The sequence below is a fragment of the Paenarthrobacter sp. PAE-2 genome (assembly GCF_026013155.1).
In the GTDB taxonomy this organism is placed as follows: Bacteria; Actinomycetota; Actinomycetes; order Actinomycetales; family Micrococcaceae; genus Arthrobacter; species Arthrobacter ureafaciens.
In genome coordinates this window covers 1-717 of sequence record NZ_JAPDNV010000104.1, presented here as the reverse complement: position 1 = coordinate 717, position 717 = coordinate 1, and the positions used below count along the sequence as shown (strand labels likewise).

Below are 717 nucleotides of genomic sequence, written 5' to 3'. Positions count from 1 at the left end.
ACGGCTTACGATCACGATCGCCACCAAAGGAACGACGATCATCACCATCACGACGCGGCCCATCAAAGTTGCGGGGTCCGCGCTCCGACCTCTCACCGTAGGGCCTGCGATCGCCTGAGTCACGGCGGGGCCGATCTTCATTGTCGCGACGGGGACGATCAAAATTCCGCTGACCGCGGTCGGGACGCTCGCCATAGGACCTGCGGTCGCCGTCGCCAAAAGGCCGCCGCTCTCCGTCACGGGCAGGACGGTCACCGGAAGGCTTACGATCACCGTAGGGGCGGCCGTCCTTATTGCCGTCCCGGTTATCGCGGGAGCGGAATCCCCGCGGGTCACCGCCGGAGTTGTTGTTGGCGCGGAACGACCCGCGGTCACCGCGGTCTCCGCCAAAGTTTCCGCGATTACCGCTGCGATTGCCGCCGTTGTGCTCAGCCATTATGGATTCCTCCTGTTGCGAGCCGACCAGTGGCGCGTGCGTAGTCGCTCATAACCCGTATTTCGTTATCACGCGGCCAGCACCTTTAAAGCCCGGCCCGTATGTCTTATGCAATTCTAGGCGACCGCGTCGCAGCGACCGAACCCGGAGACCTGCCCCAGACCCACTCGTGGTAAGACTCACAGCCGCGTCAGCGGCTTGTGTGGCCAGGTGTCGAATGGGTTTTAAATGCAGTGAGCCCCGACCGTCGTGGTCGGGGCTCACTGTGTAATTTATGTCCG

General features: G+C 62.8%; 1 pseudogene. It reads right to left on the bottom strand.

The features are described from left to right. A pseudogene (locus OCL88_RS21085) lies at positions 1 to 436 on the bottom strand (hypothetical protein); the annotation flags it as partial. Positions 437 to 717 lie beyond the last annotated feature (281 nt).